At 33.9% G+C, this 25,880-nt stretch carries 23 protein-coding genes; 12 read left to right on the top strand and 11 right to left on the bottom strand.

The window, feature by feature from the left end:
- Positions 1-36: 36 nt before the first annotated feature.
- The 5 genes from AAYQ19_RS18825 to AAYQ19_RS18805 all read right to left on the bottom strand — a co-directional run bounded on the left by AAYQ19_RS18825 (position 37) and on the right by AAYQ19_RS18805 (position 3,430).
- Positions 37-351, bottom strand: coding sequence for a hypothetical protein (locus AAYQ19_RS18825; protein ID WP_343538427.1), 315 nt, complete (start codon positions 349-351; stop codon positions 37-39).
- Between the two features lie 87 nt (positions 352-438).
- Positions 439-804, bottom strand: a complete 366-nt coding sequence (locus AAYQ19_RS18820) for a nuclear transport factor 2 family protein (protein ID WP_343538425.1) — start codon at positions 802-804, stop codon at positions 439-441.
- An 11-nt stretch (positions 805-815) separates the two neighbouring features.
- Positions 816-2,399: a S41 family peptidase gene (locus AAYQ19_RS18815; protein ID WP_343538423.1), complete on the bottom strand. Its 1,584-nt coding sequence runs from the start codon at positions 2,397-2,399 to the stop codon at positions 816-818.
- The gene (locus tag AAYQ19_RS18810; protein ID WP_132987561.1) at positions 2,400-2,831 is read right to left on the bottom strand and encodes a deoxycytidylate deaminase; all 432 of its coding nucleotides are present in this window, start codon (positions 2,829-2,831) and stop codon (positions 2,400-2,402) included.
- 5 nt (positions 2,832-2,836) lie between these two features.
- Positions 2,837-3,430, bottom strand: coding sequence for a HupE/UreJ family protein (locus AAYQ19_RS18805; protein ID WP_343538419.1), 594 nt, complete (start codon positions 3,428-3,430; stop codon positions 2,837-2,839).
- A gap of 169 nt (positions 3,431-3,599) precedes the next feature.
- Between AAYQ19_RS18805 and AAYQ19_RS18800 the strand changes: the two genes are divergently transcribed.
- The gene (locus tag AAYQ19_RS18800; RefSeq protein ID WP_026728403.1) at positions 3,600-4,031 is read left to right on the top strand and encodes a TerB family tellurite resistance protein; all 432 of its coding nucleotides are present in this window, start codon (positions 3,600-3,602) and stop codon (positions 4,029-4,031) included.
- 123 nt (positions 4,032-4,154) lie between these two features.
- Here AAYQ19_RS18800 and AAYQ19_RS18795 read toward each other — a convergent pair whose 3' ends face one another.
- On the bottom strand, positions 4,155-4,529 hold the full coding sequence (locus AAYQ19_RS18795) for a hypothetical protein (protein WP_343538415.1): 375 nt from the start codon (positions 4,527-4,529) through the stop codon (positions 4,155-4,157).
- A 68-nt stretch (positions 4,530-4,597) separates the two neighbouring features.
- Entirely contained in the window at positions 4,598-5,602 is a 1,005-nt protein-coding gene (fbp, locus tag AAYQ19_RS18790) for a class 1 fructose-bisphosphatase (protein ID WP_132987485.1), read from the bottom strand.
- 171 nt (positions 5,603-5,773) lie between these two features.
- Here fbp and AAYQ19_RS18785 point away from each other — a divergent pair, with 171 nt between their 5' ends.
- From AAYQ19_RS18785 to AAYQ19_RS18760, 6 genes are all read left to right on the top strand, one after another.
- Positions 5,774-6,262: a GNAT family N-acetyltransferase gene (locus AAYQ19_RS18785; RefSeq protein ID WP_343538412.1), complete on the top strand. Its 489-nt coding sequence runs from the start codon at positions 5,774-5,776 to the stop codon at positions 6,260-6,262.
- A 62-nt stretch (positions 6,263-6,324) separates the two neighbouring features.
- Positions 6,325-7,584, top strand: coding sequence for an aspartate kinase (locus AAYQ19_RS18780; protein ID WP_343538411.1), 1,260 nt, complete (start codon positions 6,325-6,327; stop codon positions 7,582-7,584).
- 112 nt (positions 7,585-7,696) lie between these two features.
- Positions 7,697-7,954: a DUF5808 domain-containing protein gene (locus AAYQ19_RS18775; RefSeq protein ID WP_343538410.1), complete on the top strand. Its 258-nt coding sequence runs from the start codon at positions 7,697-7,699 to the stop codon at positions 7,952-7,954.
- 84 nt (positions 7,955-8,038) lie between these two features.
- On the top strand, positions 8,039-11,470 hold the full coding sequence (locus AAYQ19_RS18770; RefSeq protein WP_343538409.1) for a DUF8818 domain-containing protein: 3,432 nt from the start codon (positions 8,039-8,041) through the stop codon (positions 11,468-11,470).
- Positions 11,471-11,533: 63 nt separating this feature from the next.
- On the top strand, positions 11,534-12,112 hold the full coding sequence (locus tag AAYQ19_RS18765) for a hypothetical protein (protein ID WP_343538408.1): 579 nt from the start codon (positions 11,534-11,536) through the stop codon (positions 12,110-12,112).
- A 223-nt stretch (positions 12,113-12,335) separates the two neighbouring features.
- On the top strand, positions 12,336-13,418 hold the full coding sequence (locus tag AAYQ19_RS18760; RefSeq protein ID WP_343538407.1) for a glycosyltransferase: 1,083 nt from the start codon (positions 12,336-12,338) through the stop codon (positions 13,416-13,418).
- A 66-nt stretch (positions 13,419-13,484) separates the two neighbouring features.
- On the opposite strand, the gene AAYQ19_RS18755 is transcribed toward AAYQ19_RS18760, so the two are convergent.
- The 3 genes from AAYQ19_RS18755 to AAYQ19_RS18745 form a co-directional block, all read right to left on the bottom strand.
- Positions 13,485-14,780: a porin gene (locus tag AAYQ19_RS18755; protein WP_343538406.1), complete on the bottom strand. Its 1,296-nt coding sequence runs from the start codon at positions 14,778-14,780 to the stop codon at positions 13,485-13,487.
- A 166-nt stretch (positions 14,781-14,946) separates the two neighbouring features.
- On the bottom strand, positions 14,947-16,026 hold the full coding sequence (locus AAYQ19_RS18750; protein ID WP_343538405.1) for a sensor histidine kinase: 1,080 nt from the start codon (positions 16,024-16,026) through the stop codon (positions 14,947-14,949).
- A 246-nt stretch (positions 16,027-16,272) separates the two neighbouring features.
- Positions 16,273-16,956, bottom strand: a complete 684-nt coding sequence (locus AAYQ19_RS18745) for a response regulator transcription factor (RefSeq protein ID WP_155103223.1) — start codon at positions 16,954-16,956, stop codon at positions 16,273-16,275.
- Positions 16,957-17,189: 233 nt separating this feature from the next.
- On the opposite strand from AAYQ19_RS18745, the gene AAYQ19_RS18740 reads away from it, so the two are divergent.
- The 4 genes from AAYQ19_RS18740 (at position 17,190) to AAYQ19_RS18725 (ending at position 22,949) form a co-directional block, all read left to right on the top strand.
- Positions 17,190-19,994 (top strand): TonB-dependent receptor, encoded by a 2,805-nt coding sequence (locus tag AAYQ19_RS18740; protein WP_343538403.1) that lies wholly within the window; start codon positions 17,190-17,192, stop codon positions 19,992-19,994.
- Positions 19,995-20,193: 199 nt separating this feature from the next.
- Complete coding sequence (locus AAYQ19_RS18735; RefSeq protein WP_343538402.1) at positions 20,194-21,387, top strand: beta-helix domain-containing protein; 1,194 nt, start codon at positions 20,194-20,196, stop codon at positions 21,385-21,387.
- Positions 21,388-21,493: 106 nt separating this feature from the next.
- Entirely contained in the window at positions 21,494-21,832 is a 339-nt protein-coding gene (locus AAYQ19_RS18730; protein WP_026728389.1) for a T9SS type A sorting domain-containing protein, read from the top strand.
- A gap of 136 nt (positions 21,833-21,968) precedes the next feature.
- Positions 21,969-22,949 carry a LuxE/PaaK family acyltransferase gene (locus tag AAYQ19_RS18725; RefSeq protein ID WP_343538497.1) on the top strand — a complete coding sequence of 327 codons (981 nt, stop codon included), beginning with the start codon at positions 21,969-21,971 and terminating at the stop codon, positions 22,947-22,949.
- A 131-nt stretch (positions 22,950-23,080) separates the two neighbouring features.
- On the opposite strand, the gene tyrS is transcribed toward AAYQ19_RS18725, so the two are convergent.
- The gene (tyrS, locus tag AAYQ19_RS18720; protein ID WP_343538401.1) at positions 23,081-24,376 is read right to left on the bottom strand and encodes a tyrosine--tRNA ligase; all 1,296 of its coding nucleotides are present in this window, start codon (positions 24,374-24,376) and stop codon (positions 23,081-23,083) included.
- A 198-nt stretch (positions 24,377-24,574) separates the two neighbouring features.
- Between tyrS and AAYQ19_RS18715 the strand changes: the two genes are divergently transcribed.
- Positions 24,575-25,810, top strand: coding sequence for a porin family protein (locus AAYQ19_RS18715; protein ID WP_343538400.1), 1,236 nt, complete (start codon positions 24,575-24,577; stop codon positions 25,808-25,810).
- Positions 25,811-25,880: the final 70 nt, after the last annotated feature.

The raw sequence follows: 25,880 nt of genomic DNA, 5'->3' as shown, positions 1-25,880 counted from the left end.
CTTATACAACTTATATGGTTTCTTTTTTTTTCGCTTCTATTTCACAGAAACAATCTGCGTTACTTTAATATGGTTTTCGTCATCACTTTTCCAGAATTCTCCTTTTACTGAAACAACGTCACCAATTTTTACTTGTTTATAATTTTGCGGTCCACCTACATTTACAATACTGATTGTAGCAAAATATACTTCTTTTTGATCTGTATTTATTTTTGCTGTGTAGCCGTCTTTTCCTCCTTCAATAGACTCAACTTTTCCTGTAACTGTTCTGGTAGCATCTTTCGCACCAGCGCAAGAAATCATAAACGTCATTAAAAGTACCAGAAAACCAATTTTCTTTAAATTTTTCATATAGTTATTTTAACCCGCAAATTACATGATAATCATGCCAACTTTGCCAAGTTTTATTTTAAGTTAGTATTAATTTCTTTTCAAGATTTATGCCAATTTCAAACAACTTCCAGCAATCACTTTTAGCAATCCGTCAAATTGTTTCCAGACTCTTATATAACGAAAAGCACCGTTAATCGGATAATCTCCAAAAGCTCCTTTTAACGAAACTGTCACTGCAACAACTGCAGCATCTCCGATAATATTAATAATTTGATCTGAAGCTTCTAAGGAATCGATTTTCATCTTTCCGGAGCGATACGAATCTAAATCAAATTCTTTTGTAATTGTGTTTCCATCAGGTAAGTTGAAAAGCAAATCGTCGTGAAGGATTTTTTCTAAAATTGGAACATCTGCTTTTTTAATCGCAGTTAAAAGTTCGATTTCAGCATTTACAACGTCTTCTACTTTCATTTTTAAACACTTTAAGATTGTTTTTTCGGACTCACAATTGACTTTATCATCGCGTCGTCTTTCAAGACCACATTGTAGTAATATACTTCCCCAAATAATTGTCGAGCAAATTCGGCTGTGATATAGCGATTTACCAAAGCTTTGGTTTTATCTAATTTCAAATCCAAACCTGTTATTGCCACATAGTTTTTAAACTTTTTGAAATAAACATCTGAAGTTTTCATTTCATTCAAAAACTCATTAAAATGCAGACCCGCAAATGCTTTTCGGTTTTTATCCAATTCTTCAAAAACAAAATGCCCCACGATTCCAGTTTGCAACAAATAGGCAACATTTTCATTTCCGTGTTCAGCTTCCATCGGAACAAAAACATCCGGAACGATTCCACCACCGCCGTAAACGATTTTGCCTTTTGGCGTTTTGAATTTTAACGAATCAGCTACTTTAATGCTGTCTTTTGCATAAAGCTCTCCTGATTTAATTCTGCTTTCAGATTCTTTAAAATATTCTTCGTTTCCTTTTTTATAAGGCTTTTGAATCGATCTTCCTGTTGGTGTGTAATAACGTGCAACAGTCAAACGCACTGCTGATCCATCATTGAAATCCATTTCACGCTGTACCAAACCTTTCCCGAAAGAACGGCGCCCAACAATAATGCCGCGATCATTATCCTGAATAGCCCCAGCTAGAATTTCACTTGCAGAAGCGCTATTTTCATTGATTAAAACATAAACTTTTCCAGTTTCAAAACTTCCGGCTTTTGTAGCATACGTTTTTTCGGTTTCTCCATTTTTATTTTTTGTAAAAACAATCAATTGTTTGTCTTTCAAAAATTCGTCGGCAATGGCTACTGCTTCTTCCATATAACCTCCACCGTTGTCACGAAGATCAATTACAAGCGATTGAATACCACTTTGTTTCAGTCTTGTTAAACCGCTTTTGAATTCCTTATAAGTTGTTTCCGCAAATCGGTTTATTTTGATATAACCCGTATTATTTCCGAGCAAAACAGCTGCGTCAACACTTTTTATCGGGATAACATCTCTTCTAACTTTAAATTTCAGTTTCTTTTGTTCCGATTTTCTAAAAACCGTTAATTCAATTTCAGAGCCTTGAAGTCCTTTTAATTTGGAAAACAAACTGTCTGAAGGCAATTTTCTTCCAAACAATTTCGTTTTTCCTGCAAATAAAATTCGGTCGCCTGATTTTATTCCGGCTTTCGCCGAAGGCCCGTTTTCAATTGGCTTGATGATCGCAACTGAATCTTTATACATATAAAAATTAATTCCAATTCCAACGAAATCACCTTTCATGCTTTCAGCAACTTCGGCTTGTTCGCTTGGCGGAATATATACAGAATGCGGATCTAATTTGGAAAGAATATTATCAACCGTAAGATTTACGATTGAATCTGTATTGATGCTATCGACATACTCATTATTAATGAAGTCAATCAGTTTGTTGAGCTTGGTTTTAGAGTAATTTTTGGCCAAAAGCTGCTCATCTGCGGGAGCATTCATCAAGCTTCCGAGTACGATTCCAAGAGCAAAAGTCGCCCCGATAACAATTGGCAAATATTTCGAATTGAATTTCATTTACTCTTCTAAAACAGGAATATGTTCGACTTCAATGCCTGCTTTTATTAAAAATTGAATTCCAGAATCATCACGATATCCATCTTTGTACACCACTCTTTTTATTCCGGATTGGTGTATCAATTTACTGCATTCTTTACAAGGCGAAAGTGTAATATACAAAGTCGCACCTTCACAAGATTGTGTTGACCGAGCGACTTTTAAAATCGCATTTGCTTCGGCATGAAGTACATCCCAACGAGTTAGTCCTTCTTCGTCTTCGCAGCAATTTTCAAATCCAGATGGTGTTCCATTGTATCCATCAGAAATAATCATTCGGTCTTTTACGATAATGGCGCCTACTTGTTTGCGTTTGCAATACGAAAGCAAACTCCATTCTTTTGCTATTCTCAAGTACGCTTTATCGTATTTGTTTAATTTTTTTATCTCCATTTATTTTATCTGTTCCAAATTGGGCTTTCAATAATCATTGGAATCACAACTCCAACAATAAAAGCCGACATTACAAGTGCCCAATCGCGTTTTGAAAAACGAAATACGGTTTGCACTATATATGACAGTATCAAAGCTACAAAAACTACAACTAATTGTGCTGCTTCGATTCCTAACGCAAATTCCCCTAAAGGTAATAATTTTGACGTTGCAGTGCCTCCTAAAATTGTTTTAAAATAATTCGAGAATCCAAGTCCATGAATTAATCCAAAAAACAACGTTACGATGAAGATCAAATTCACGCCTTCATTTTTAGTAGCTTTTCCAGCTGTAAACAAATGATATAAGGCAGTTATCAAAATCGTAATCGGAATTAAAAACTCCACAAGATTTACTTTTACTGCAATTATTCCGAAAACAGAAAGAATTAATGCTACTGTGTGGCCGATTGTAAAAACCGAAACCAAAAGCAAAATTCGTTTCCAATCCTTAAAAGTATAAGGAATCGTTAGTGCGATTAAAAAAAGAACGTGATCGTAGGCGTGGATATCTAAAACGTGTTTTAATCCTATCTGAAAATAAATCCAAAATTCTGACATAGGGGTATTTCTATTAAATGATTAGGGGATGTAAACTTACGACTTATTTTGAAAATTTCGTGAAGCCCATCTGTAAAACAACGTAAAAAGTTGCGTTAAATTTTATGAGAAATTTAAAATCGTTAAATTAAAATAAGGTTTATATTTGTGTTAATAAAACTTTACAATTATGTCATTTTCAGAATTATTTGATAGCGAATTCAAACAAAGAAATAAAGGGCACTTTTCAGCTATCGTACGCGTAGCATTAGCAGACGGAGTTGTGTATCCAGAAGAAAAAGAGTTCTTAGATAAATTGGCTTCTCGTTTAGAAATAACAGAGTCAGAATATGAAGAAATTCTTAGTGATCCTTTAAAATATCCTATTAATCCGCCATACTCTTATGTACAGCGTTTGGAGCGTTTGTATGACCTAACACGTATGGTACATGTTGACCATCATCTAGAAGACAAACAAGAAGTACTTCTAAAAAAGATAAGTGTCGCTCTTGGTTTCACGCCAAGCAACGTAGATTATATTATTGCAAAAGCATTATCATTAGTTGACAAGAAAGTTGACGGAGATACTTTTATTTACGAAATGCAACACATGCATAAATAATAGTTTTTCATTTTCCGATTGCAGTTTATAATTTAACTGAATCGAAAATTGAAATCCATTTTAAATTATAAACCCGACAGATTTTTGAAATCTGTCGGGTTTTTTCATAAACTAAATTGCGGATCAATCCTTAATTAATTGCAAACCCAATTTTCCATGCTGATTTTGAGAATCGTTTGCTGTAATCTCGTAAGTGTAATTCCCTTTTTCCAAAGGTACTTCTCCAACATAATCAATAGGTTGCAAAGTATAGGTCTTCCCGTCTATTTGCAATTCAACAAATGCATAGCGATAGGCCAGCGAGAAAACTTTATAGGTCGACTTCTGTCCTGAATTTAAATTCTCAAAATTCACATTTCCCGTCGAAGTATTCACTGTAATATTTTGAAAATTAAATTTACTCGCATTCGACAATCGAATTTTTAATTCAGACGAATCGTCATTAGAACATCCAAATAAAGCTAAAGCTATGACAACAATACTAAATATATTTTTCATAAGTCTATTTTTATTAAAAGATGCTCAAAATGCAAAAAGGTTGCGTTCAGAAAAAAATAGTACAGCTATTATACTTCTGCCATAAATTCTTCCGCTTTTTCGACCATGTTTTTGCTTCCGCAGAAAAACGGAACTCTTTGGTGTAATTCGGTCGGCTGAATTTCCATAATTCTTCCAAAACCATCTGTTGCTTTTCCGCCAGCCTGTTCTGCGATAAACGCCATTGGATTACATTCATATAATAAACGTAACTTTCCTTTTGGTGCTTTTGAGCTTGTCGGATAAATATAAACACCGCCTTTAATCATATTTCGATGAAAATCGGCAACCAAACTTCCTATATATCTAGAAGTATAAGGTCTGTCTTCTTCTTCGCGTTGACAATATTTGATGTAATTTTTTACTCCTTGCGGAAAATGAACATAATTTCCTTCGTTTACCGAATAGATGTTTCCGTTCTCCGGAAACCTCATATTTGGATGTGAAAGATAAAATGTACCAATTGCTGGATTTAATGTAAATCCGTTTACACCATGACCTGTGGTATAAACCAACATAGTCGAAGTTCCATAAATTACATAGCCTGCTGCAACTTGATTGATTCCCGGTTGTAAAAAATCCTCGCTTGTTACCGGAGTTCCTATTGGGGTAATTCTTCTGAAAACAGAAAAAATAGTTCCCACAGAAACATTTACATCAATGTTTGAAGATCCGTCAAGCGGATCCATTAAGATCACGTACTTATTATTATGACTGTTGTCGCTCCCCTGAACAGTTATAAAATCGTCGTTTTCTTCAGAAGCAATACCACAGACAATCTCACGGTTTATTAACGTCTGGATAAATACTTCGTTTGCATAGACATCTAATTTTTGCTGGTCTTCTCCTTGAACATTCTGCTCGCCTGCGGCGCCGATGATGTCCACTAATCCGGCTTGGTTTACTTTATAGTTGACAACTTTTGCTGCCAAACGTATAGAGTTGATAATACGGGAAAGCTCTCCCGACGAATACTGAAATGCTTTTTGGTTCTCAATAATAAACTCTCCCAGTGTTTTATTGCGTTCTTCCATTACTATATCGTTGTAGTTTTATTTTTAAGTCACAAATATCGTTTATTTTGTGAGAATGATTTAAAAATTATGTTGTTAGTTTGCTACTATTGTATATTTGCTAATTATCAGCAAAAAGTACCTAGTAAAAAAACGCTTTTTTAGCTAATAAACACTTAATAATACGAATATATGAATATTAGAAAAGGAAATCCTGAAGACATGAAATCGGTGTTAGGGCTAATTCAGGAGCTGGCGATATTCGAAAAAGAACCCGAAGCGGTCGTTGTTACGGAAGAAGATTTGATTCGTGACGGTTTTGGCGAAAAACCATTGTTTCATGTTTTTGTAGCAGAGATCGAAAACGAAGAAAAGCAAAAAGAAATTGTTGGAATTGCACTATATTATTATCGCTATTCTACCTGGAAAGGAAAAACAATACATCTTGAAGATTTGATTGTAAAAGAAAAAATGCGCGGTACTGGATTAGGTTCGGCACTTTATTCTGAAATCATGAAACAAGGAAAAAGAGATAATGTAAGAAGAGTCGAATGGAATGTCTTGGATTGGAACACTCCCGCAGTTAAATTTTACGAGAATTCGGGCGCAAGAATTCTTGACGAATGGAGAGTTGTTCAAATGGATGAAGCAGGACTAAATTCATTTCTAGAAAAATTATAATATAAAAACAGTAAGATTTCGCCCCAAACTGAAATCTAAAATCTAAAATCTATAAATTAATAATGAGAGTATTTAAATTTGGAGGAGCATCTGTAAAAGATGCAGATGGAATTAAAAACGTTTACGACGTTTTGCAAAAAGTGGGTTACGAAGATGTGATTTTGGTTGTTTCGGCAATGGGAAAAACCACAAATGCTCTTGAAGTTGTAATCAAAAATTATTTTGACAAATCGCCTGAGCTGAATTCTTCAGTACAGGAAATAAAAAAATACCACAATCAAATCTTATTGGATTTATTTGAAGACGAGAAACACCAAGTTTTTGCAGCTGTTAACGAGCAATTTGCAGAACTTGAATATTTCTTAGCGCACAACAAATCTCCAAATTACAACTTTGTTTACGATCAAATCGTAAGTTTTGGAGAATTGATTTCTACCAATATCTTAAGCCATTACATGAATTTCCGCGGCATTCAAACACAATGGCTTGATGTTCGTAACTTCATCAAAACTAATGCAAATTACAGAGATGCAGAAGTGGACTGGGAAACGACGCAACAAAACATCAGCAAAAATGTTCCAAGAAAACAACTAAATATCACACAAGGATTTTTAGGTGCAGACGAAAACAACTTCACTACAACTTTAGGTCGTGAAGGTTCTGATTACACTGCGGGAATTTTTGCTTACTGCTTAAATGCTGAAAGTGTAACAATCTGGAAAGATGTTCCTGGAGTTATGAATGCAGATCCGCGTTATTTTGAAAATGCAAGTTTGTTAAACCAAATTTCATATCGTGAAGCAATCGAGTTAGCGTTTTACGGAGCAACGGTTATTCACCCAAAAACATTGCAACCATTACAGAAAAAAGAAATTCCGTTATACGTAAAATCATTCGTGAATCCTTTATTGAAAGGAACTTGCGTTTCTAAAGGTGTTGATTTAGAACCACAATATCCATGTTTTATCGTAAAGAGAGAGCAACTTTTGATTTCGCTTTCTTCAATTGATTTCTCTTTCATTATGGAAGAAAACATCAGCGAGATTTTCGGATTATTCCATGAATTTAAAATCAAAGTAAACTTGATTCAGAACTCTGCAATTAGTTTCTCTGTTTGTGTGGAAGATAAATTTGGAAATTTCCCAGAATTGAATGCTATCCTTTCTAAAAAATTCAAAGTAGAATACAGCGAAAATGTAACTTTATACACGATTCGTCACTTTACGGAAGAAGCAGCGCAAACTGTTGAAACAAACAAAGAAGTTTTATTGAAACAAGTTAGCCGCGAAACCATGCAAATTGTGACTAAAGAATTAAATTAATATTGTTTTAAAAACAGGTAATTATCAATTCAATTTATAGAAAAAGGCTTCACTTAATTGTGAAGCTTTTTTGTTTTTAGTCCTATCCAATTCAAATGATTTCACTAAATTTATGTTTACCAAAAACCGACTTAATTCTAGAATTATGGATTATAGAGAACCTTCCGAAGAACAAAAAAACAGATGGCAGAATGATCCAAACAATTGGGTTTGGGGAATGTTTTACTATAATCCGGAAGATCCAAGATTGTTTCCGCCAAAAAAATTCAAAGAGCTAGGCTGGACGACCAACTTTGCCAATCCAAAATCGGTATTAGCATTATTGCTAATTATTGCTCCACCGTTGATTATCATATTTCTTGCTCGCTAATGCAGCTTTGCAAAACTCAAAATTTCAGCATCTGATTTTCCCAATTATAAATACTACTTTTGACTTTTTAGAGTTAAAGTATTTATGCTGAAAAAATTACTGTTTTTAACGGTTTTCATCTGGTTTTCTGGGCTTCATGCACAGGAAACAGAATCAGCGTACAAAACCAAAAAAATCATTGCAGTTCGCGACACAATTCGTTTAGAAAACGTCAGCATAAATTCGAGTTTTTTTCAGCTTTTAAATACTAAAAACCAACCCATTGATTCGAGTTTTTACAAAATCAATTTCGAAAAAGGAACACTGCTTTTAAACGAAAAATTCACCTCGCTTTCGGATACTTTAATCGTCAATTATTTAAAATATCCCGATTTTATTACAAAAGAATACAGTCTTTACAAATCCGATCAAGTGGTAAGCAACGAAGCTGGATCTGAAAAACTATACAAAATTGACAACGCCAACACCAAAAAAGTCGTTCCTTTTGATGGATTAACTACTTCTGGTAGCATCACCCGTGGCGTTACTGTTGGAAACAATCAAAACACGGTTTTAAATTCAAATCTAGATTTACAGATTACAGGAAAAATCTCAGACAAAGTCAGCCTTCGGGCATCGCTCCAAGACAATAATATTCCGTTACAAAATGGTGGTTATTCTCAAAAATTGGATCAATTTGACAATATTTTTATGGAGCTTTTCAGCAACGATTGGAACATTCGCGCAGGCGATGTCTTTCTGGAAAATCATAAAACTCAATTTCTAAATTTCGACAAAAAAGTCCAAGGACTTTCGGCGAGTTTTAATTTTGATACAGAAGAAAGCAAGACCAATGTTTTTGCTTCAGTCGCTTTTGTAAAAGGACAATATGCAAAAAGTACTTTTACAGGTCAGGAAGGAAATCAAGGTCCGTATAAGCTAAAAGGTCAAAATGGCGAATTGTATGTCTTGGTTATTTCGGGTTCAGAACGTGTTTATGTAAATGGCGTTTTGCTGAAACGTGGCGAAAACAATGATTATGTAATTGATTATAATGCAGGCGAAATTGTGTTTACGTCACTTTTTACGATTACTTCTGAAATGCGTATCAATATCGAATACCAATATTCTGAGCGAAATTACAACCGCCTTGTAACTTACGCTGGCGGCACACATGAAAACAAAAATTGGAGTTTTGGCGGTTACATTTATTCTGAAAGCGATTTCAAAAATCAACCGTTGCAGCAAAACCTTTCTGCAGATCAAGTTCAAGTTTTGAAAGATGCTGGAGATAATCCGGACTTAATGAAAGCGCCTTCTGCTTACGAAGATAAATATGCTGACAATAAAATTTTGTACAAAAAAACATTGATCAATTCGGTTGAAGTATATGAATACTCAAATAATCCGGCCGATGTTTTATACAATGTAAAATTCAGTTTGGTTGGAAATAATGCTGGAAATTATATCATTCAAAACAATAATTCCGTTGAAAGAATTTACGAATACGCGCCTCCTGTAAATGGAATTCTTCAAGGAAATTACGAGCCTATTGTGCAATTGGTTCCGCCGATAAAACTTCAGGTTGCTACCTTTTTAGGAAAATATAATCCGAATGAAAAAACATTGGCCGATTTTGAACTTGCCGTAAGCAACAATGATAAAAATTTATTCTCGGGAATTGACGACGGAAACAATGAAGGAATTGCTTTTAAGACCAATCTTAAAAAACGGCTTTTTACCAAAACTTGGACATTGGATGCCTTTGCAAATTATCAATATGTTGCGGAAAATTTCAAATCGGTAGAGCGATTATACAATATTGAATTTAGTCGTGACTGGAATTTAAATTCGACGCTTTTGGGAAATCAAAGTCTGCTGACAACGGGGATCAATTTTGATTTATTTGCCAAAAAGAAAACTTCAAATGTTGGCTTGCTGACTTACCAATTTGAAAAATTAGATTTCAGCGAAAGCTATAATGGAACTCGCCATACGACATCGGCATTTTTTAAAATAAAAAAATGGACTTTTGAGAATCAAGGAAGCTTTTTAAATTCTGACGCAACGATTTCGACATCAAAATTCATTAGAAATCAAACCCGAACTAAATATCATTTTGGCAAAAATTGGGTTGGCGCGAGCATGCAACTCGAAGACAATCAAGAAAAAGACAAAACCACTAATCAGTTTTCGGCCTTGAGCCAAAGATTTTCAGAATATGGTGCTTTCATTGGTCGTGGCGACAGTACAAAAGTTTTTGCCGAAATAGGTTTTTTACAACGCCGAAATGATAGTTTGCAAAACGGATTGTTGCAACATGTAAACAATTCACAAACCTATTATTTAAAATCAAAACTGATTCAGAACAAAAAAACAAATCTGGCGGTTTACATGAGTTATCGTAATCTGGATTTTACCGATCCAAATCGAGGCAATGAACCCTCTTTAAATTCTCGAATTCTATATAATGACCGATTTTTTAATCAACTGATGCAAATTGGAACCGCTTATGAAACCAGTTCGGGAACAATCGCACAGCAGGAATATACGTATATTGAAGTTCCGACTGGACAAGGAGTTTATACTTGGAACGATTATAATGGCAATGGAATTCAGGAATTGGAAGAATTTGAAATTGCTCAATATTCAGATCAAGCACGATTTATCAGAATCTTTTTGCCGAACCAGATTTACATCAAAACCAATCAGAATAAGTTTTCGCAATCACTGACATTAAATCCGACGCAATGGCAAAATGAGAAAGGACTTAAAAAATTTGCTTCCTATTTCTATAATCAAACATCGTTTATTATGGATCGAAAAGTGAAAAGCCAAGGCCAACGTTTGGAATTGAATCCGTTTGATTCATCAGAAGAAAATATTTTGGGACTAAATTCGAGTTTAAGAAACAGTCTATACTTTAATAGAGGAAAACAAAAACACTCTGTAACGTATTCTTATCTGGTTAACAAAGGAAAAAATTTACTTTCTGTAGGTTCACAAAATGTGACGAACAATTCACATCAGTTGCAATACACGCATTTGTATCAAAAAACATGGCTTTTCAATTTTTTCACCAAAACCATAAAAACCAATTTAGTTTCAGAAGATTTTGCCGAGAAAAACTATGACTTAAGAGGATATCAAATTGCACCGAAAATCAGTTATCTATTCTCAAAAAACACCAGTTTGGATTTCTTTTATGAATTTCAGAATAAAGAAAACCAGATTGGCAATTTAGAAACTTTGGTTCAAAACAGGCTTGGCACTTCATTTTCATTTGCGGGAGAAAAAAAAGTGACTCTAAATGGCGAATTTTCATTTTATCAAAACAAATTTGATGGAAACGAATTTTCATCTGTCGGATTTCAAATGTTGGAAGGACTTCAAGCTGGACAAAACTTGGTTTGGAAACTGCTTTTGCAAAAAAACATCACGTCATTTTTAGATGTCAATTTGAACTATCAAGGCCGCAAAAGTGAGACCGGAAATACCGTGCACACAGGAAATGTACAGCTTCGCGCATATTTTTAATGGGATGCGAAAAAGATGACAATAAATTGCGTAATTTTAATTGAAATTTAAACATGTAGCCTTATGAAAAAATTATTATTGCTTTGCTTTTTAGTGGTTTTCTCATCTAATTTTTACGCACAAGATGCCACAACAAAAGCTACTAAAAGCCAAACAGAAGCCGCTGCAAAAAAAGCAAAAGCTGACGCAAAAAAAGAAGCTGATAAATCGAAAAAAGCTGCAGATGACGCAACAGCTGCGGCATCAAAAGCTAAAAAACAATCAGCAAGCGATGCTAAAAAAGCTGCAGACAAATCTAAAAAAGCAGCAGACGACGCAACCGCAACCGCTGCAAAAGCAAAAAAAGATGCTGCTAACGATGCTAAGAAAACAGCAGACAAAGAAAGTGCAAAAGCAAAAACCGAAGCTGACAAAGCTAAAAAGTCAGCCGCAAAAGCTGATGCTGCAAGCAAGTCTGCGACAAAAGATGCTACAGCCGCAAAAAAATCTGCTACTAAAACTGTAAAAGAAACGAACGAAAAAGCTCCAAAAGTACCGGACAAAGTTACTGGAGAGTACAATGGAAAAAAAGTATATACAGGTCCAAAAGGTGGCAAGTATTACATCAACAAAAATGGAAATAAGACTTATATCCAAGATTAAGACCATTTTATTGCGATCAAACAAAAAGGAACTCATTGCTAGTTCCTTTTTTTTGTGCTTAACATAGAAGTAACTTTGCTTTTTAAATCATCACGATTTTACTTTCTTTTTAACGAAATATAAAGCCTGAATGGCTTTATAGAGTTAATAATTTAGTAATATGTCCGAAATATCATAAAAAACATATTTCTTTATCTTCGTTTTTTAAAAAGCGTACAAACTTATGAGCATTGACTATTCTGCTAACAAAACAATTTTAGTTGCTCCACTAAACTGGGGATTAGGCCACGCCACTAGATGCATCCCGATTATTAAAGCGCTTCAGGAAAACAAATTTATTCCGATTATCGCTTCTGATGGAGTTGCGCTGGCTTTACTACGAAAAGAATTCCCGTACATACAGACACTAGAATTGCCTTCTTATCATATTGAATATGCTAAAAACGGCAAAAACTTCAAATGGAAATTGATTAAGAATCTTCCAAAGATGATTACGGCCATTTTAGACGAAAAAAAGATTGTTAATTCCTGGATAAAAAAGCATGGAATTGATGGTATTATTTCAGATAATCGTTTGGGGGTTTACAGCAAAAAAGTTCCTTCTGTTTTTATGACGCATCAATTAAATGTCATGACAGGAAACACTACTTGGTTTACCAGTAAATGCCATCAACATATTATAAAAAAATATACAGAATGCTGGGTTCCTGATTCAAATGAAGAAACAAATCTTACTGGAGATTTAGGACATTTGAAAACAAACGATCTGAATTTAAAATACATTGGCCCTTTGAGCAGAATGAAGAAAAAGGAAACGCCAATAGTTTATGATTTGATGATTATTTTATCAGGCCCTGAACCACAAAGAACATTCTTGGATCAAAAACTTCAAAAAGAAGTGGCTAATTTTAAAGGGAAAGTGGTCTTTGTGCAAGGTATTGTGGAGAAAGTGCAAAACAAATGGCAGGCAGGAAATGTCACATATTACAATTTCATGAATTCAAAACAGCTAGAACAAACCTTCAACGAAAGTGAATTTGTGCTTTGTCGTTCTGGTTATACGACTGTTATGGATTTGGCAAAATTGGGCAAGAAAGCATTTTTTATTCCAACTCCTGGACAATATGAGCAAGAATATTTGGCTATAAAACTTCAAAATGAAAATTTAGTGCCTTATGCATTGCAGGATGACTTTTCTATTGAAGATCTTTCAAAAGTAAAGTCGTATAAAGGATTGACACAATTTAAAAGTGATATTGACTGGGACGCTTTATTTTCAGTTTTTGAAGACAATTCGGCACAGTAAAAATTAAAAAAATCTGTATTAATCGGGTTCAAAAACCACTGATTAATACAGATTTCTATTGTGTTTTTAGAAGTTAAACTGTGCTTGTAAACGCAATAAATTTCCCTCTTGTCTATTAATTGGGCGGGCGCTGTCTACAAAAGTTCTATCGGCTACCACATATTCTGCTGTTAATTCAAATGCTTTGATTGGTTGCCATTCGATACCAAATTGGTAATCTCTTACGACATAACTTCTGGCATCTTTTTCATATTTCTTCCCTCCATCATAATATTGAAATTGAGCGTAAGGATAGATATGTTGTTTTTTGAAATCCCATTTATAATTCAGCAAAACATAACCTCCATTCAAATTGGTTTGGTCAACTGTATTGGTTACTGGATTGTAACGCGGTCCTTTACCAATATTATATTCTGTTTGGATTCCGAAAGGTTTTGGATATAAAACAAAAGTCGCACCTACTCTTTCATCTTTCACATATTTAGGATCGTTAACAATTACACCTGTTGAAATTTCGTCTGTAAAAGCCCACTTTCCATCGTAAGCCTGAATTCCAGGTTCGATAATCTGACTTCCAATTACAAAAGGATAACTAACTCTGGCTACGACATTCAAATCTCTGTTTGCATCTATTTTATTGGCGATTTGTCCATTATAAACCCCAAATGCAAATACACCAAAATCACCTGAACCTTTGTAGCCATCTTTTACCAACATTGCAAAACGCTCTCTGATTTCGGCAGGCGCCCAATAAAAAATGATTCCTAAATCACGTTCATTTGCTATTGAACTGTTTATAGCATCTGGACGATCCAATGTTAAACGTTGTGAACTCGATTGCATGTTGATGAATCCATACGGAATTTTACTTTGTCCTACACGAACACGATATTCTCTTTTCTTATCAAAAGAAAGATCAAAATACAAATCACGAACTTGAACAAAATTTTGTATTCCAGTAACTGGCGAACTAGCAAAATCCGGTTGGAAATAGAAGAAAACATTTGGATGAACTTGTCCCGAAAACACTAAACGAGCACGACGAATAAATAGTCCATTGTTTGCTTTTGCGTCTGGAGCAGTTGAAGTTGTCCCCCAAGATCTGTCACATTGCTCACAGGCAACTTTGTCGTTTGTCGAAAACAAACCATTGTACCTGATTTGTGCATAACCTCTTAAAGAGATTTTATCGTACCAATGTTCCTCAACTCCTCCTCCAGATTTAGTTTCTGGAAGTTTTGATTTGTTGATCGAATCCAAAAGACGCATTACTTCATTTTTTACGTCTTGTTTATTTAATTCCTGAGCATTGGCTCCGAAAGCAAGCAGTAATAAAACTGCAATTACTATTTTTTTTATCATTTTTTCTTTTGCCCTTAGTTTCAGGATGCAAAGATGTATCACCTATGTTAACAAATCATTAACCAGATGTTACTATAATAAAAATTTAATGTTAGGCGACGAAGCCTAATGTTGATTTATTGTTAAAATCCTTGTTTTACGCCTTTTACAAAAACCCAGATTACAATTATTTAACTTCAGTTTTTTGCGTTTTATTCGCTTTTTCAAGCGTAAAAGAGAATTCTGAACCAATTCCGAATTCACTTTCTACATACACTTTTTCTTTATGCGCTTCAATAATATGCTTTACAATGGCAAGTCCTAAACCAGAACCACCTTCTGATCTTGTTCCGCTTTTGTCTACTCGATAAAAACGTTCAAAAAGTCTTGAAATATTCTGTTTTTCAACACCTTCTCCGTTATCACTAATTCGGATCAAGACTTTTTTCTTGGTAAGATTTACAACGCCAACTTCCGTTAGCCCGCCTTCTTTTCCATATTTGATTGAATTCACAATCAAGTTTTCTAAAACCTGCTGTATTCTGTCCTGATCTCCACGAATAATAACCGATTGAACATTTTTACTTTCAAAAGCCAATTTGATTTTCTTCTTATCCGCTTTCATTTCTAGCAAATCGAAAACATTCTGAATCAATTCCACAATATCAAAATCGGTCATATTCAAATCTAAATCGCCTGATTCTAATTTGGTAATCATATCCAAATCTTCTACTATATAGATAAGACGCTCCACACCTTTTTCAGCACGTTTTAAATATTTTTTTCGAATATTCTTGTCGTCCATCGCACCATCAAGCAAAGTCGAAACATAACCCTGAACAGTAAACAAAGGCGTTTTTAATTCGTGTGAAACATTTCCAAGAAACTCTCTACGGTATTGCTCACGAATTTCAAGCATTTCAATTTCGAGCTTTTTATCGGTTGCAAACTTTTTCACTTCTCGCGAAAGCGTTTCCATGTCAGTTGTTATCGGTTGATTGATCAGTGGCGTCGATTCTAATAAAGAAACCTCATCATAAATTTTCTTTACTCTTCTGTAAATAAAGCGCTCTACACGATATTGTAAAACCAAAAAAGAGAAAATATAAATTGAAATAATGAAAATTATTCCAAAAGCAATTTGATGTTTTAATTGGTTTTTATAAAACAAAGTCATCAGCATCAGCACAAATCCTGTTGAAAACAGACTTATATATAATGCCGATTTAATGGCAAATTTGTATGTTTTTTTAAAATTGATTTTCATTTATAGTTTTAACCATTAAGAGATTAAGAAAATTAAGTTTTGTTATGAGTTATTGTCTTTTCAATAAAATCATCATTTGAACTCAAAACAAAGTTAACTCAAAAACCATATAAGAAATTAAAGTTCATCATGAACCTAACTTCCTATATGGTTTATTTTATTTGATGCTGAAAAAAAAGAATCTGTTTTAATCTTGATTAAAACACTTAGCGCCTTAGTATCTTAGCAACTTAGTATCTTACAAAACTAAACTTCAAATTTATACCCCACACCTTTAATAGTTTTGAAAAGATCTTCGCCAATTTTTTCACGAAGCTTTCTGATGTGAACATCGATTGTTCTTCCTCCAACTACTACTTCATTGCCCCAAACTTTATCTAGGATTTCGTCTCTTTTGAAAACTTTTCCTGGTTTAGAAGCCAATAAATAGAACAATTCAAATTCTTTTCTTGGCAAAGCAATTTCGACATTGCCTTTTATGATTTTGTATTCTTCACGGTTAATCTCGATGCCCCCAACATTTATAGTATCTGTAACGACTTCTTGTTCTTTTAACCTTCTTAACAAAGCCTTTACTTTGCTCACCAATAATTTTGGTTTTATTGGCTTTGTAATGTAGTCATCAGCACCTGCATCGAAACCAGCCACTTGCGAATAATCTTCACTTCTTGCGGTTAAGAATGTTATGATAACATTATTTAATTCTGGAATTTTTCTGATGTGTTCACAAGCTTCCATCCCGTCCATTTCGGCCATCATTACGTCCATAATGATTAATTCTGGCAATTCTTTCTGAGCCTTTGCTATAGCCTCTTTTCCGTTTGAAGCTGTTACAATTTGATAGCCTTCTTGAGCAAGGTTATAGCCAACGATTTCTAAGATATCTGGTTCATCGTCAACTAATAAAATCTTAGTTTGTGTTTTTTTCATAAATAGCAAAAATTGAGATTTTAACATCAAATTTTCATTAATATATATTCGATGTTTTTTATTTCACAGCGTAAATATAACAATAAAACAACCGTTAAAAATTACGGTTAACGGTAATTTAATCTGGTAACAATTTGATAATCTTAGCAACACAAAAACATAACAAGTGGCTAACATGAACTTTACAATGCGGTTCTTTCTTTGCACAAAAATAAATCAAACACAACACTGAAATGAAATTCAATTTAAAATTTCTATTAATCACATTATTTATCTGTTCGATTTCGATCGCGCAAAACAAAGGTACGATTTCTGGCGTATTAACCGACAAGGAATCTAATAATGCATCACTTCCTTTTGCAAATGTTTTAATAAAAGGAACAAACATTAGTGCCAACACTGACATTGACGGAAAATATTCGTTAAGTGTAAATCCTGGAACATACACTATTGTTTTTAGTTTCGTAGGATATGAATCTGTAGAAAAACCTGTTACTGTAAAAGCTGGAGAAACAGTTACTGTTAACCAAATACTTTCATCAGGAAGTTATACTCTTAAAGATGTTGTTGTAAAATCAACAGCTAATAAAGAAAAAGAAACTGCTTTACTTTTAGACCAAAAAAATGCTGTAGTAATCAAACAAAGTATTGGTGCGCAGGAAATGTCTAGAAAAGGTGTAAGCGATGTTGAAGAAGGTTTGACAAAAGTAACCGGAATTTCAAAAGTAGGTTCAAGAGGAATATTTGTTCGTGGTCTTGAAGATCGTTACAACAACTTATTGATCAATGATCTTGCTGCTCCTTCAAACAGCCCATATTCTAAAATTGTTCCGCTTGATTTGTTTCCAACAAATATCGTAGGTGTAATTGACGTTTACAAAACTTTCAACCCGAACATTTACGGAGATTTTGCTGGAGGAACTTTCAATATCCAAACTTCAAAACCAACAAAAAACATTACTAAAATCAATCTTGGAGCAGGATATACAACTGGAAACAGCTTTAAAGATTTCTTGCTTTCTGGAGATGCAGATACTGCTGCAGGTTTCTTTGGATTTAATGGAAAAGACCGAGAATTGCCAAGTTTCTTAGGTGAAACTGCTGGAAGAACAACTTTCACACAAGATCAAGCATTAAACTCTGTAAGCGGTGATAAAGGTTTTAACGTAAGTAAAAGCAAAAGCCCGCTTAACTCAAGCTTCAATTTTTTACACGCAGAAAAATTTGACTTAAGCAACAACCGTAATGTTTCATATTTATTATCTCTTAATTTCGATAATAACTTTGCAGTTAGAGAAGGTGTTAACAGAACACTACAAACTCTTGGTGATAAATACAACAATGATTTCATCAATACGGAATACCGTTTCAAAACTAGTACTTCTGCTTTAGTAGGTGTAAACTATTCAGCTGAACGATACAAATTATCTTTCAATACTATATACTTAAAAACAACATTAAACTCGATCTTAGATCAGTACGGAGTTTTAAGCAACAATGGTATCAACAACAACTTTATCCGTACGAATCAATTGGATAAAACAGATTATTTAAATGCGCAATTATTAGGAGAATACAATTTGACAGAAGATAAAAACCAAACTTTAAAAGGTGGTGTATCTTATGCAAATACAAAATATGGTCAACCAGACAGAAAATTCTATACTGGTACTCAGGAAACTGAAAATCAAATCAACACTTCTTACGGAGCAAACAATTTCTTACGTCAATATTTAAGTGTTGATGGCAATGTGTATGTTTCAGGATTGTTAGAATACAACTTAAAATTTGGAAAAGAAAAACAAAACAAATTGACTGTTGGTTATAACGGAAACTTTTCTAAAATGGAATCTTCTTACCGATTTGTTGCAAGTTATGGTAGTGCATTTTCATCAAATGACATAAATAATATTGATACTAAAATTAGAACTGACATCAGCAATGGTTCTGTATATTTTGCTGAAAGCTCAAACGCAACTTACAAAGTAAAACTTAACGAAAGCGCTAATGCAGGTTATGCAAACTTATTCTGGAAATTCGCTGATAAGTTTGAACTTAATGGAGGTTTAAGAGTTGAAAACACGATCAAAGAAACACATTTCAGAACTTTAGGTTCTTTTGATGATCCATTCAAAGTAAAAACATACAACAATCTTTATGTTTTACCTTCTGTAAACTTGAAATACTTAATGACAGAAACATCTAATATTCGTTTCGCAGCAAGTAAAACGTATACAAAACCAGTTGTAATGGAAGCTTTCCCGATTTCATACATCAATGCGGATAATACTTCTACACAAGGTAACTCATTATTGAAAAATAGCGACAACTATAATGTTGATTTGAAATATGAAATATTCCCAACATCTAAAGAAATGTTAGCTTTTGGTGTTTTTGGAAAATATATTGACAATCCAATCGAAAGAACGTTTATTGCAAACGCTACATCGGGAACTGTAACTACTTTCTTAAATTCAGACAATGCAACTTTATATGGAGCAGAAGTTGAGTTCCTTTTAGGGCTAAATAGAATTAGTGACAAACTAGAGCATTTCTCTTTTGGATTGAACGCTTCATTAATGTCAACAAAAGTAAATGTTGCTAAAACATACGAATCTCAAGATGAGGACGGAGTTGTGACTGTTAAAAATTCTATCGAAACGCACCAAACAAGATCATTACAAGGTGCATCAGATTGGTTAGTAAACTCTGATTTGAAATACGAATTCAATTTAGGTAAAGATTGGACAAACACTATGTCTCTTGTTTATGGTGTATTCGGAAAAAGAATTTATGCAGTAGGAACAAACGGTCAGGATAATACTTATGAATTACCAGTTTCTCAATTGGACTTTGTTTGGGGAAGTAAAATTTCAGAACATTTTGATGTGAAATTTACAGCAGACAACTTACTAAACCCTGCAAGACAATTGGAATTTGGAAACAACGGAACTGTAAAAGTTGATGAACCATCTTTATTAGCAAACAGCTACAAAAAAGGTGTAGGATTCTCAGTTAAAGTTGGATACACATTCTAATATTAAGAACATAACAAATAAGAAAGCTCCAGATATCTGGAGCTTTTTTTATGGCTACAATTTGCAAAGATTCACTTAACATTCCCTTCACATTTTAATCAATTTTTGGTAACTGTAATGTAATGTTCAGATAACACCTCAAAGAGATTAACATCCTAATTTTGACAAAAATAAAAACGAATAATACAACACAAAAACTATGAAAACTAAAATTCTTGCTTTAGCACTTGCTGCAGGTTTATTTTTTAATTCTTGCTCAAGCAGCGATGACTCAACTCCTGTTACACCTCCTGCTACAGGCGAAATTACAGGTCCTATCACTGCAAACAAAACTTATGCTTACGGAAACTACACTTTAAAAGGAATTGTAAAAATCAATTCAGGTGTAACTGTAACTTTTGACGCAGGATCTACAATCACTATAGACAAAGCTACCGGAGACAACGCTTTAGTTGTTTTAAACGGAGGAAAATTAATCATCAACGGAACTGCTGATAAACCAGTTGTGTTTACAGAAAAATCTAAAGTTCCAGGTTCTTGGGGAGGTATCATCATGTACGGTGATGCACCTGCAAAAGTTGCTGGAGGAGGAACTTCTTCTACATCTGAGGACGGAAACAATATCTCTTACGGAGGATCTAACGCAACTCACAATGGTGGTTCATTAAACTATGTAAGAGTTGAGTACGCTGGTTCTAAATTAGCAGACGGTAACAAAGAAAACAACGCTTTCACATTCTACTCTGTAGGTTCTGGAACAACTTTAGATCACTTAGTAGCTTACAAAGGTGCTGATGACGGATTCGAATTCTTCGGAGGAACTGCAAGTATGACAAATGCTATTTCTTACGGAAATACTGATGACTCTTTTGACTGGCAAGATGGATGGCAAGGTCAAGCTAATACTAACTGGTATGCTTACCAAACTGGAAAAGGAAACTACGGAATGGAAATCGAAGCATCTGCAAATGACAATGCTTTCGGACCTAAAGTTTCTAACATTACTTTAAAAAGAGAATCTACTAACGTTCCTGAAGGTGCAGACAACCAAGTTGATGCTTTCCAATTCAAAAGAGAAGGTAACGGAGAATACAGCAACATCGTTGTTGATGGTTACGGAAACTTTACAGTTCCAAATAGCACAACTACTTACCAAGGTGCAGTAGTTAGTATCTTAGATGCTGCAACTAACACACACCAAGTAAATACTGGAAAAATTAAAATTTTAAATATTAAAATTTCTAACACAACAAACATCATCCCAATCGCTGGTGCTACAGGTTTCACAGTTGCTTTCCCAACTGGAACTTTCACGCCAAGTTCTACAGCAACTGGAGCTTCATTAACTGCTGGAGCTTGGGCTACAGTTGACGGTGTAAGTTTGATCAAATAATTTACTTCGAACATAAATTGTTAAAAACATCCTAAATATTTAGGATGTTTTTTTTTGGCGTAATTTTTGTAATTTTTTTTGTATATTTACGTATCAAATAAATGCGATGGCAAAAAACTACTTTTATATTACATTCTTATTGGCTTTTTTCTTTACTGTAAGTGTCTCGGCACAAGACAGTAAACAATTACCAAAACCTCAAGAATCTACTTCTATTGAGGGTCTAAGCTTGTACCCTAACCCAGTCACTAACGGAAAAGTATATATTTCGACCAAAAATGATTTGGAAAAAGAAATCATCATCTTTGATCTTCTAGGTAAAAAAGTATTACAAACGCATTTGACTTCACGAGAATTAAGCGTTGCAGATTTAGTTCCAGGTGTTTATATCATCAAGATAAGTGAAGAAAATGCCTCCGCAACCCGAAAATTAATCATCAGATAAAATATAAAAAGCTCCAACAGGAGCTTTTTTTAGTCTACAGCCTCAGTTACTAGTTCATAGGTCTAAGTTGAGATTGAAAACTACGACTGAAAACCACTACTAAAAGCTAAAAACAATATCTTTGCAAAAAAAAGTTTTGATCACAGCCAACGATATATTTACCATTTCAAGTCAGAAACAATTTGAAAAAATAGCACTAAAAGTGTTTCGTTTTCAACACGAAAACAATAAGGTATATCGTGATTTCTGTGATTTTTTGAATGTAAATCCGCAACAGGTAAAAACATTGAAACAAATTCCGTTTTTGCCAATTCAGTTCTTCAAATCCCACGAAGTGGTTTCGAATTCTGATTTTCCTCAAGTTACTTTTACTAGCAGTGGCACAACCGGAATGGTTACAAGTCGCCATTTAGTTACCGATGTTTCGCTTTATGAAGAAAGTTATCGTCAAGGATTTGCGCAATTTTATGGAAACATAGAAGATTACGTTGTTTTAGCCATTTTGCCGTCATATTTAGAGCGCGACGGCTCTTCGCTAATTTATATGGTAGAAGATTTAATAAAACGCTCAAATCAGCCTGAAAGTGGGTTTTATTTACACAACTACGGAGAACTTACCCAAAAGCTGATTGAGTTAGATCAAGCTGGACAAAATATAATTTTGATTGGAGTAACTTATGCTTTATTAGACTTAATCGAAAAACACCAATTTCAACTTCAAAATACCATTATCATGGAAACTGGAGGAATGAAAGGAAAACGCAAAGAAATGATTCGCGAAGAACTTCATGAAATCCTTTGCAAAGGTTTTGGCGTTACTTCCATTCACTCCGAATATGGAATGACTGAACTTTTGGCGCAAGCCTATTCTTTAGGAGATGGCATTTTCGAATGTCCGTCGTGGATGAATATCTTGATTCGTGATCCAGAAGATGCACTAACTTATATCAACGATGGAAAAACTGGCGGAATAAATGTTATTGATTTGGCCAATATCAATTCATGTTCTTTTATAGCGACACAAGATTTAGGCAAAAAATATCCCAACAATTCTTTTGAAGTATTGGGACGTTTTGATAATTCTGATATCCGCGGTTGTAATTTGATGGTTCTTTAAAAAAGGTTTAATCGTTAATTTGTATAATCGTTTAATCAAAAAATCCAATCGTAAAAAACTTAATAAAAAGCCCAATATTCATTTGAACATTGGGCTTTAATATATTTAGCTTAAAAACGCTTTAGTATCGATTAAACTACACGAATCACGAAATAATTTTTCTTTCCGCTTTGCAATAACACAAATTGATTGTTGATCAAATCATTTGCAGTCAAAACAAAATCTTCTTTTATTTTTTCTCTGTTTACCGAAATAGAATTTGCAGTCAATGCACGTCTTGCTTCTCCGTTTGATTTAAAGAAACCTGTTTTTTCATTTAAAACTGTAATAATATCCAATCCGTTTTCTAAATCAGCTTTTGCAATTTCCGCTTGTGGCACTCCGTCAAAAACTTCTAAGAAAGTTTTCTCGTCCAATTTCTTTAGATCTTCTGCTGTAGAATTTCCAAACAAAATATTTGAAGCTTGAATCGCTTTTTCTAATTCTTCTTTACTATGAACAAAAATCGTGATTTCTTCCGCTAATTTTTTCTGTAAAACTCTCAAATGAGGTGCCGCTTGGTGCTCAGCAATCAAAGCATCAATTGTTTCCTTATCTAAGAAAGTAAAGATTTTGATATATTTTTCAGCATCTGCATCAGTCGCATTTACCCAAAATTGGTAAAATTTGTAAACCGAAGTTTTATCAGCGTCTAACCAAACATTTCCTCCTTCAGATTTTCCAAATTTAGATCCGTCTGCTTTTGTGATTAATGGAGTTGTCAACGCAAAAGCTTTGGCATTTTCGCCTCCCATTCTACGCACCAATTCTGTACCTGTGGTAATATTTCCCCATTGGTCAGAACCTCCCATTTGCAAAAGGCAGTTATTGTTTTTATATAAATGATAAAAATCGTATCCTTGAATTAATTGATAGGTAAATTCTGTAAAAGACATTCCTTCACCTTCTCCGTTAATTCTCTTTTTAACCGAGTCCTTCGCCATCATGTAATTTACCGTGATTCGTTTTCCAACCTCACGTGCAAAATCAATAAACGAGAATTCCTTCATCCAGTCATAGTTGTTTACCATAATTGGACCATTTGGTTCATTTGAATTAAAGTCTAAGAAGCGAGACAGAACACTTTTGATTCCGGCAACATTTTTAGCCAAAGTTTCTTCGTTCAACAGATTTCTTTCATCAGATTTTCCAGAAGGATCACCAATCATTCCGGTCGCACCACCCACAAGAGCAACTGGCTGATGACCAAAATTCTTTAAATGAACCAATAAAATAATCTGAACCATACTGCCAATATGCAGTGAATCTGCCGTTGGATCAAAACCAATATAAGCCGATGTAACCTCTTTTAGCAATTGTTCTTCCGTTCCTGGCATGCTATCATGGTACAAACCGCGCCACTTTAATTCTTCAACTAGATTCTTCATTTTTATAATATTTTGCGCAAATATAATCAATGCCATTGGCAATATCAAAAAGCAATGGCAATATCAAAAAAACAATTCTAAAAATAGATTTCAAGAACAGCCCATAAAAGCTTTGAATCTTTTAAAAAAAACAAAATGTGGAAAACCGTAAAAAAGCATAAATTATTTTATTTAGTTTCGGCAACCTAAATCACTTATATGAAAAAACTATTACTACTTGTATTATGCCTTTATTTCTCAGCGCTTAACGCGCAAATTTCTTTCGAAAAAGGTTATTTTATTTCAAACGACGGAACAAAAACCGAATGTTACATTAAAAATATTGACTGGTACAACAATCCTATCGACTTCAAGTACAAGATTTCGATTAATGATACCGATATTAAAACAGAAACCATTGCTACTGCAAAAGAATTTGGCGTAGAAAACGGCGCAACATTTAAAAGAGCAAAAGTAAAAATTGATATCTCAGATAATCGACTAGAAAACATCTCGACAACAAAGAATCCTGTTTGGAAAGAAGACACAATCTTTTTAAAAATATTAGTAGAAGGAAAAGCCACTTTATACTACTATCTTAATAAGGATGTAGCAAGATTCTTTTACGAAACAGCCAACGTTCCAACTGAACAACTTGTTTATAAAGAGTTTCTTTTAGTAAATGACCAAACAGGAGCTCAAACAACAGAAGAAAACAATTATTTCAAACAACAATTGTTCAATAATGTAAAAAATGAAAATATCAGCGAAAACGAAATCAAAAAGCTGACATACAAAACTGAACCATTGGTTAAGCATTTCCTAAAATACAACAATGCCGATGCCAGCGCAATTGAAAAAGCAACAAGCACTAAAAACAAAGGCATTTTTTCTTTGAAAGTATCTGCAGGTGCAAGCTTTAATTCTTTAACAGTAGACGGAGCTGAAAGTGCTGGATACCAAAATGTCAAATATGACAACAAAACCGAACCAACATTTGGCTTGGAAGGAGAATATATTTTTCCATTCAACAAAAACAAATGGAGTGTATTCTTGGGATTATTTTATCAAAAATACAAAGCCAGTCAAGATTATGGTGTGCTTTATAGCGTTAACGACGCCAAACATGTTGAACATCCATCATCAGTAGAATATTCTGGATTAAGTCTGCCAATAGGTGTGCGCCATTATTTCTTTTTAAACCAAAATTCGAAAATATTTATAAATGCGCTTTATGCTATTACCCTTAACGGGAAATTTACTTATGAATCTAAATATGTAAATTTGGATGGAGAAGCTCAAGGCAACTTTGGTGTTGGTGCTGGTTACAATTTTAAAAATAAAATTAGCGCCGAAATCAGATACAATGCTGGCAAAAATTTATTGAACAATTACATGCCTTTTTCTACAAATTTCAGCAGTGTAGACTTACTATTTTCTTATACTATTTTATAAAAAAGTTTATACTTTACACTAAAAGCAATTATATGAGATCAGACTTGATCTTATATAATTGCTTTTTTCT

This window comes from Flavobacterium mesophilum (assembly GCF_039581405.1).
Lineage (GTDB): Bacteria > Bacteroidota > Bacteroidia > Flavobacteriales > Flavobacteriaceae > Flavobacterium.
The sequence above is the reverse complement of the archived record's forward strand: the minus strand, read 5'-3'. Positions and strand labels throughout refer to the sequence as shown.